General features: G+C 71.1%; 6 protein-coding genes. 3 read left to right on the top strand and 3 right to left on the bottom strand.

Going from position 1 to position 7940, the window contains the following annotated elements:
- A partial coding sequence (locus ACTWQJ_RS41685; RefSeq protein WP_443311624.1) for an ATP-binding protein occupies positions 1-2274 on the top strand: 2274 nt, incomplete at its 5' end.
- Positions 2275-2279: 5 nt separating this feature from the next.
- Here ACTWQJ_RS41685 and ACTWQJ_RS41680 read toward each other — a convergent pair.
- From ACTWQJ_RS41680 to panB, 3 genes are all read right to left on the bottom strand, one after another.
- Positions 2280-3089, bottom strand: coding sequence for an ABC transporter permease (locus ACTWQJ_RS41680; RefSeq protein WP_409472495.1), 810 nt, complete (start codon positions 3087-3089; stop codon positions 2280-2282).
- On the bottom strand, positions 3086-4111 hold the full coding sequence (locus ACTWQJ_RS41675; RefSeq protein ID WP_443311623.1) for an ATP-binding cassette domain-containing protein: 1026 nt from the start codon (positions 4109-4111) through the stop codon (positions 3086-3088). Before ACTWQJ_RS41675 ends, ACTWQJ_RS41680 begins: the two co-directional genes overlap by 4 nt.
- A gap of 203 nt (positions 4112-4314) precedes the next feature.
- Positions 4315-5190 (bottom strand): 3-methyl-2-oxobutanoate hydroxymethyltransferase, encoded by an 876-nt coding sequence (gene panB / locus ACTWQJ_RS41670; RefSeq protein ID WP_443311622.1) that lies wholly within the window; start codon positions 5188-5190, stop codon positions 4315-4317.
- A 177-nt stretch (positions 5191-5367) separates the two neighbouring features.
- On the opposite strand from panB, the gene ACTWQJ_RS41665 reads away from it, so the two are divergent.
- Both ACTWQJ_RS41665 and ACTWQJ_RS41660 read left to right on the top strand, forming a co-directional pair.
- Positions 5368-7041: an MFS transporter gene (locus ACTWQJ_RS41665; protein ID WP_443311621.1), complete on the top strand. Its 1674-nt coding sequence runs from the start codon at positions 5368-5370 to the stop codon at positions 7039-7041.
- Positions 7038-7667, top strand: coding sequence for a TetR/AcrR family transcriptional regulator (locus ACTWQJ_RS41660; RefSeq protein ID WP_443311620.1), 630 nt, complete (start codon positions 7038-7040; stop codon positions 7665-7667). Before ACTWQJ_RS41665 ends, ACTWQJ_RS41660 begins: the two co-directional genes overlap by 4 nt.
- Positions 7668-7940 lie beyond the last annotated feature (273 nt).

Raw genomic sequence — 7940 nt, 5'->3', positions numbered from 1 at the left:
CCCGAGGCCGTGCTCACCGCGATCGGCGCCCGCGAGACCGTGCTGCACGGAGCCGGCGCCGAGGAGCTCCGGGCCGCCGCGGGCGACCGCCACGACGACCCCGTCGAACGTCTCGTCGAGCACTGCGCCCGCCGCCGCATGCTGATCGTCCTCGACAACTGCGAGCACGTCGTCGACGCCGCCGCCCGGCTCGTCGAGGAGCTGCTCGCACGCTGCCCCGACCTGACCGTGCTGGCCACCAGCCGCGAACCCCTCGGCGTACCGGGGGAGGTGCTGCGGCCGGTGGAGCCGCTGCCGGAGCCGTACGCGCTGCGGCTGCTCGCCGACCGCGGGGCGGCCGCCCGGCCCGGTTTCCGTGTCGACGACGATCCCGAGGCGTGCGCGGAGATCTGCCGACGGCTCGACGGGCTGCCGCTCGGCATCGAGCTCGCCGCCGCCCGGCTGCGGATGCTGACGCCACGGCAGATCGCGGACCGGCTCGACGACCGCTTCCGCCTGCTCACCTCCGGCAGCCGAACCGTGCTGCCCCGCCAGCAGACCCTGCGGGCCGTCGTCGACTGGTCCTGGGACCTGCTCGACGAGGACGAACGGGACGTCCTGAGCCGCCTGTCGGTGTTCGCCGGCGGCTGCGACCTCGTCGCCGCCGAGGCCGTGTGCGGGCCCGCCGCCCTGGACGCGCTCGGCTCCCTCGTCGACAAGTCGCTCGTCGTGGCCGCCCCCTCCGGCGACGGCGAGATGCGCTACCGGCTCCTGGAGACCGTCGCCGAGTATGCCGGCGAACGGCTCGACGAGGCCGGCCGACGCCGCGACACCGAACGCGCGCACCTGACGTACTACCGCGAACTCGCCCGCACCACCGACCCGTTGCTGCGCGGTCCCGGTCAGCTCGCCGCCATCGAGCGGCTGGAACGCGAGTACGAGAACCTGCGCACGGCACTGCGGCACGCCGTCGCCGAACGCGACGAGCAGGAGGCGCTGTGCCTGGCGCTGTCGCTGGCCTGGTACTGGCAGATGCGCGACCTGCGCATCGAGGCCCGCCACTGGTGCCGCGCGGTCATGGATCTCGGCCCCGACCCCTTCGCCGAGCCGGTCCGCAAGGCTGCCCCGGTGTGGCAGCGCTGCACCGCCGAGCCGCCCCCCATGACGGGGGAGGTCCTCGAGGAGGCCCGGCGCGGGGTCCACCTGGGGCATCTCGCCTGCATGGACACCGAGCTGGACGCCTGGCAGACCCCCGAGGCCCAGCGCAAGCTGCGGGCGATCGCCGAGGCCTACGAACCGGGGCTCCCGCAGACCTGCCGCACCCCCGGCATGCTGTCCTACTACGCCGTGATGCTGACCGGCGACATGGACCGGCTGGCCACGCTCCTCGATGCCGCCGTCGCCACCTGCCGCGCGACCCCCGGCTACGACTGGGAACTGGCCGCCAGCCTCCAGATCCGCGCCAACATCCTCGCCAACCGGTCCGACCGGGCGGACGAGGCGGAGCGGGACGCCGACGAGTCGCTGGAGATATACCAGCGCCTCGGCGACGCCTGGGGTAGCGCCGAGTCACTCTCCGCGCGTGCCGAGGCCCACGAGCGCAAGGGGCGGTACCTCGCGGCCGCCGCCGACTACAAGGCGGCCATGGAACACGCCCGGCGGCTCGGCGCCCGCGCCCAGCACGCGGTCCTCACCGCCCGGCTGGCCAGCGCGGTGCTGGAGTCGGGCGAGGCCGAGCAGGGCGAGCGCCTGCTGCGGGAGGTGCTCGACGGCGGGGAGGGCGCGCACAACGAGGCGATGCCGTTCGCCCGGGTCGTCCTCGCCGGATGGCTCAGCTGCACCGGCCGGACCGCCGAGGCGCGCGAGCATCTGCGGGCGCTGCGCGAGGAGTTCACCATCGCCCACTTCGTCGTCTTCGACGCGTTCATCCTCGGTCAGGAGGCGTGGGTGGACGCCGTCGACGGCCGCTACGAGCAGGCCAGGGAGAAGATCCGGCTCGGCCTCGCGCAGGCCGACGACCCGCTGTCGAAGGCGATGGCCCCGCAACTGTTCTCCTCGTACCTTGTCATCGCCGCCCTGGCGATGGCCGGCAGCGACGGCGGACGCGACGCCGCCCGCTGCCTGGGCGCGGCCGACGCGCTGCTGCCCTCCGGCCATGTGCACTCGTCCCTGGAGCGCATGGCCCGCGACCGCGCCACGGCCGCCGTACGGGCCGCGCTGCCCGCCGAGGAGTACACGGCGGCGTACGCCGAAGGCGGCGGCCTCTCCCCGCAGGAGGCCGCCGCCCTGGTGTGACCGGCTCAGCTCTTCGTCTTGAACTTGTGGATCGCGACCGGCGCCATCACCACCGTGATCGCAGCCGACCAGCCCAGCGTCACCCACAGGTCGTGCGCGACCGGGCCGCCCACCATCAGTCCGCGGGCCGCGTCCGCGAGCGTGGACAGCGGGTTGTAGTCGGTGAAGGCCTGCAGCCAGCCCGGCATCGACTCCGTCGGCGCGAAGATCGACGAGCCGAACTGCAGAGGAAACAGCACCAGGAAGCCCATCGCCTGCACGGACTGCGCGTTCTTCAGGACCACGCCCAGGGTGAGGAACACCCACATGATGGACGAGGCGAACGCCGTCGACAGGCCCACGGCCGCGAACACGCCGAGCCAGTTGGTGATGTCGAAGCCGACCAGGACGGCGACGATCATCAGCACGGTCGTCGCGAACAGCATCCGGACCAGCTCGACCGAGATCTTCGCGAACAGCACCGAGCCGCGCCCGATCGGCAGGGACCGGAAACGGTCCATGACACCGGAGTTGAAGTCCTGGCTGAAGCCGGTGCCGACGCCCTGGGACAGCGTCATGCTCATCATCGCGATCATGCCCGGGATCACGTACTGCACGTACCCATCCTGCCCGCCGCCCAGGGCCTGCCCGATCGAGCCGCCGAAGACGTACACGAACAGCAGGGTGAAGACGACCGGCATCAGCAGCGCGTCGAACATCGACTCGGGGTCCTGCCGGATCCACAGCAGGTTGCGGCGGATCAGGGCCCCGGTGTGACGAAGGTGGCCGCGCAGCGGGATACGGGCGTCGGCGGCTGTGGCGGTGGTGGCGCTCATACGGCGACCTCCTCGCGGGTGTCGGCGGGCGCGGCGTCCTGCGGGGCACTGGCGCGGTGGCCGGTGAGGGACAGGAACACCTCGTCCAGGCTGGGCAGTTCGGTGCTGATCGACGCGAGCGTGATACCGCGCGCCGTGACGGCGCCGACCACGGCGGTCAGCTGCTCGTCGCTCAGGATCGGCACCAGCACGGTGCCGCCCTCGGTGTCCACGGTGGTCGTGGCCAGCCCGGTGATGCCCAGCTCGTCGAGCGCGTCGGCCAGCGGCCGCAGCTGCGCCGGATCGGCCGGCCGCACCCGCAGCGTCCGCCCGCCGACCTTGGCCTTCAGCTCCTCGATCCCGCCGTTCGCGATGACCTTCCCGCGGTCGACGACGGTCAGCTCGGAGGCGAGCTGCTCGGCCTCCTCCATGTACTGCGTGGTCAGCAGGACGGTGACCCCGTCCCCGACCATGGCCTTCACCTCGTCCCACACCTCGTTGCGGGTGCGCGGGTCGAGTCCGGTGGTGGGCTCGTCGAGGAACAGCACGGCCGGGCGCCCGATCATCGAGGCCGCCAGGTCGAGCCGCCGCCGCATACCGCCGGAGTACGTCGCCGCCGGCCGCTTGGCCGCCTCGGTGAGCGAGAACCGCTCCAGCAGCTCATCGGCCCGGGCGCGGGCCTCCTTGCGGGACAGGTCCAGCAGCCGCCCGATCAGGTACAGGTTCTCCCAGCCCGGGAGCTTCTCGTCGACGGAGGCGTACTGCCCCGTGAGCCCGATCACCCGACGCAGCTGCCGCGGCTGCCGTACGACGTCATAACCGGCGACGGTCGCCTGCCCGGCGTCCGGGGCCAGCAGGGTGGACAGAATCCGTACGAGGGTGGTCTTCCCGGCCCCGTTCGGCCCGAGCACACCCATCACGGTGCCCTCACGCACATCCAGGTCGACGCCGTCCAGCGCCTTGGTCTCGCCGTAGTGCTTGACCAGCCCCCGCACGGTGACGGCCACTTCACTGCCGCCGGGGTTCTTGTCGATTCGTGTCATGGGGGCGACGGTTTCAGACGCCACCGACAAACGACCGACATCCTGCCGACACCACCGACAATTCCCCGACGAGCACCGCAACCGTCAATTGAGGAACCACGACGGCGAGCAACCACGTCCGCGAGAGCGGCGCCGGTTTAGGCGCAAAGGGGGGACGGCCCGCCGACGGGGGAAGATCGGCGGGCCGTCCTGGTGATGGTGGCTCAGTGGACGGAGTGCTCCTCCAACGGGAACGCCCCGCCGACAACATCCTCCGCAAACGCCTTCGCCGCGCTCCCCATGACCTCACGCAGATCGGCGTACTGCTTCACGAACTTCGGCACCCGCCCCCCGGTCAGCCCGAGCATGTCGGTCCACACCAGCACCTGCGCGTCCGTCTCCGCCCCCGCGCCGATACCGACCGTCGGGATGTGCAGCGTCCGCGTCACCTCGCCCGCCAACTCGGCCGGCACCAGCTCCAGCACCACCGCGAACGCCCCCGCGTCCTGCACGGCCTTGGCGTCCCGCAGCAGCTGCGCCGCCGCCTCCTCGCCACGCCCCTGGACGCGGTACCCCATCGCGTTCACGGACTGCGGCGTCAGTCCGATGTGCGCCATCACCGGAATCCCGGACTCGACCAGCAGCCGAATCTGCTCGTGGGACCGCTCGCCGCCCTCCAGCTTCACGGCCTGCACGCCCGCCTCCTTCACCAGCCGGGTCGCCGAGCGCAGCGCCTGCACCGGGCCCTCCTGGTACGAGCCGAACGGCAGGTCGCCGACGATCAGGGCACGCTTCGTACCCCGTACGACCGCGGCGGACAGCATGGTCATCTCGTCGAGGGTGACGGGCACGGTGGTGTCGTACCCCAGGTGGCAGTTGCCCGCCGAGTCGCCGACGAGCATGACCGGGATGCCGGCCTCGTCGAAGACGGACGCGGTCATCGCGTCGTAGGCGGTGAGCATGGGCCACTTCTCGCCGCGCTCCTTGGCGGCGGTGATGTCACGAACCGTGATACGGCGGGTGCCCTTGCCCCCGTACAGCGCCTTGCTGCCGTCGGAGGGCTTCTGCTGTGCAGTCTGGGCAGCCGAAAGCTGCGTCATTGCAACGGCTCCTTACGTCATCTCGAGGCGCCCTGACGGCGTCCCCGGATCACTCCCATGGTGGCACCTCGTGCCATCGAGGGCTAGGGGGACCCCCGGACCCCGGTCACGTAAGAGCTGAGTAAAACTTTACGATACGGCACCGTCTCGTATCGTAAAGTGCCTAGGCTCGACGGCATGACTACACCGGCTGCCCCCGGCCCCCGCATACCGGAAGCGGTGCACCGGCGCCGCTGGCTCATACTCGGCGTCCTCATGCTGAGCCTGCTGATCGTGGTGCTGGACAACTCGATCCTGAACGTCGCCGTCAAGACGATCTCCACGCCCGCCCCGACCGGTCTGGGCGCCACCCAGAGCGAGCTGGAGTGGGCGATCAACGCCTACACCCTCGTCTTCGCGGGCCTGCTGTTCAGTGCGGGACTGCTCGGAGACCGGCTCGGCCGCAAGAGGGTCCTGCTCGGCGGGCTCGTCGCGTTCGGCATCGGCTCCGCCCTCGCCGCCTCGTCCGGATCGCCGGCCGAACTCATCGCCTTCCGCGCGGTGATGGGCCTCGGCGCCGCCTTCGTGATGCCGGCCACACTCGCCGTCCTCATGAACGTCTTCGAGCGCGACGAGCAGCCCAAGGCCATCGGCATCTGGGCCGGCGGCGTCGGCCTCGCCATCGCCATCGGTCCGATCACCGGTGGTGTGCTGCTCGACCACTTCTGGTGGGGTTCGGTGTTCCTCATCAACGTGCCGATCGTGATCCTCGCGATCGGTCTGATGCTGTGGCTGGTGCCCGACTCCCGCGATCCGAATCCCGGCCGGATCGACCCCGTCGGCGTGCTGCTGTCCGTCGTCGGGCTCGTCCTGCTCGTCTACGGCATCATCAAGGGCGGCCAGCTCGCCGACTTCGCGGATCCGGCGGTACTGGCGACCATCGGCGCCGGACTCGCCGTCCTCGCCGCCTTCGTCGTCTTCGAGAAGCGCAGCGACCACCCGTCCATCGACGTCACCTACTTCAAGAGCAAGGTGTTCTCGGCTGCGATCTCCGTCATCGCGCTGGTCTTCTTCGCGCTGATGGGCGTGACCTTCTTCGCCGTCTTCTACACCCAGAGCGTGCGCGGCTACTCGCCGCTGGAGACCGGTCTGCTGATGCTCCCGCTGGCCGCCGCCCAGATGATCTTCGCGCCGCGGGCCCGGCTGGTCGTCGACCGTTTCGGCCACCGGGCCACCACCACCGGCGGCATGCTGCTCATCGCCGCGATGCTGGCCGCGTTCGCCACGCTGGACGCGGACACCCCCATCTGGATCCTGGAGGTCGTCTTCTTCCTCATGGGCACCGGTATGGCGCACATCATGACGCCGGTCAGCGTCGTCATCATGCAGGCCCTGCCCCGCGAGAAGGCCGGTTCCGCCTCCGCCCTCAGCAACACCTTCCGCCAGGTCGGCGGCGCCCTCGGCATCGCGGTCCTCGGCTCGGTCCTCTCCACCGCCTACCGCACCTCGATCGAGGACGAGCTGACCCGACTCCCCACCGCCGCGCGCCACACCGCCGGCGAATCCATCGAGGCCACCCTCGCCGCCGCGGCACGGCTCGGCCCCGAGGGGCGGGCCCTGGTGAGCCCTGCCAACGACGCCTTCCTGCACGCCATGCACGTCACCGCACTGTGCGGGGCGGGCGTCGCCCTGGTCGGGGCGGTGGTGGTGGCGCTGTTCCTGCCGGGCAGGGCCGGGGAACCGGGCGAGGGCGGTCGCGCCGACGAGGCGGAGCCGTCGTATGCCGGGAATGCTGGGAATGCCAGGAACGCCAGGAACGCCGGTACCGCCGGCGACAATGTCCCAGGACAACGAAGGGACACAGGACAGTGAGCCTCGCCGAAAGCCGCCCCCGGCAGGAGGGGCCCGCCCGCGGACGCCCCCGCAGCGAGGCCGTGGAACGCGCCATCATCGAGGGCACGATGAAACTCCTGGAGGGCGGCGTCCCCCTCGCCGAACTCTCCATCGAGCGCATCGCCCGCACCGCCGGCGTCGGCAAGGCCACCATCTACCGCCGCTGGAGCGGCAAGGAGGAACTCTTCGTCGACGTCATCCGCACCGCCGAGCCCGCCGACCCCCAACTCCCGGGCACCTCGCTGCGCGACGACCTCGTCGTGCTGCTCGAAACCCTGCGCCGTCGTGGCCTGGCGAGCCGTTCCTCGGCGATCCTGCACAACGTCCACGCGCAGATGAAGAGCAGCCCCCGCATCTGGGCCGCGTACCACAACGCCGTCATAGCGCCCCGCCGCAGACTCGGCCTGGACGTGCTGCGCCGAGGCCAGGAGAACGGCGAACTCCGGGCGGACGTCGACGTCGAGGTGATGCACGACATCATCGTCGGCCCCATGCTGGTCCGTTCCCTCCTGCGCCCGGACGCCGACCTGCCCGAAGGTCTCGCGGAGCAGATCGTCGACACGACGCTCGAAGGGCTACGACCTGTCAGCTCACCCGCCACATAGCCCGAATGTTCGCGTTTCGTCACAGAGCTCTCGCGTACCGGCGGAAACCGGAACCCGCGGCGCCGAGTTGTTCGTCCTAAGTGCCCGTACGGCCGTCATGGGGCGGCGTTGAACGGAGCCGATCATCCCCTAGGGTCGTAGGGCACGGGGGACGACGGTGTGCACGGCAGGTAGCGAGGCGACGGTATGGCGCAGCAGGCGTACGTGACGGAGACGGACAACGGCGACTCGGGTCCCGAGCGCCCGGCATCTCGGCTTCGGCGCCTGACGGCC

The organism is Streptomyces sp. KR55 (assembly GCF_052245645.1).
GTDB classification, from domain to species: Bacteria; Actinomycetota; Actinomycetes; order Streptomycetales; family Streptomycetaceae; genus Streptomyces; species Streptomyces flavusporus.
Note: the sequence above shows the minus strand (reverse complement) of the source record. Positions and strands in the feature narration are given on the sequence as shown.

Bases quoted from the DNA above. Each gene is read 5' to 3' on its own strand.
- ACTWQJ_RS41680 (WP_409472495.1), bottom strand. From the start codon at position 3,089: ATGAGCGCCACCACCGCCACAGCCGCCGACGCCCGTATCCCGCTGCGC.
- ACTWQJ_RS41675 (WP_443311623.1), bottom strand. From the start codon at position 4,111: ATGACACGAATCGACAAGAACCCCGGCGGCAGTGAAGTGGCCGTCACC.
- panB (WP_443311622.1), bottom strand. From the start codon at position 5,190: ATGACGCAGCTTTCGGCTGCCCAGACTGCACAGCAGAAGCCCTCCGAC.
- ACTWQJ_RS41665 (WP_443311621.1), top strand. From the start codon at position 5,368: ATGACTACACCGGCTGCCCCCGGCCCCCGCATACCGGAAGCGGTGCAC.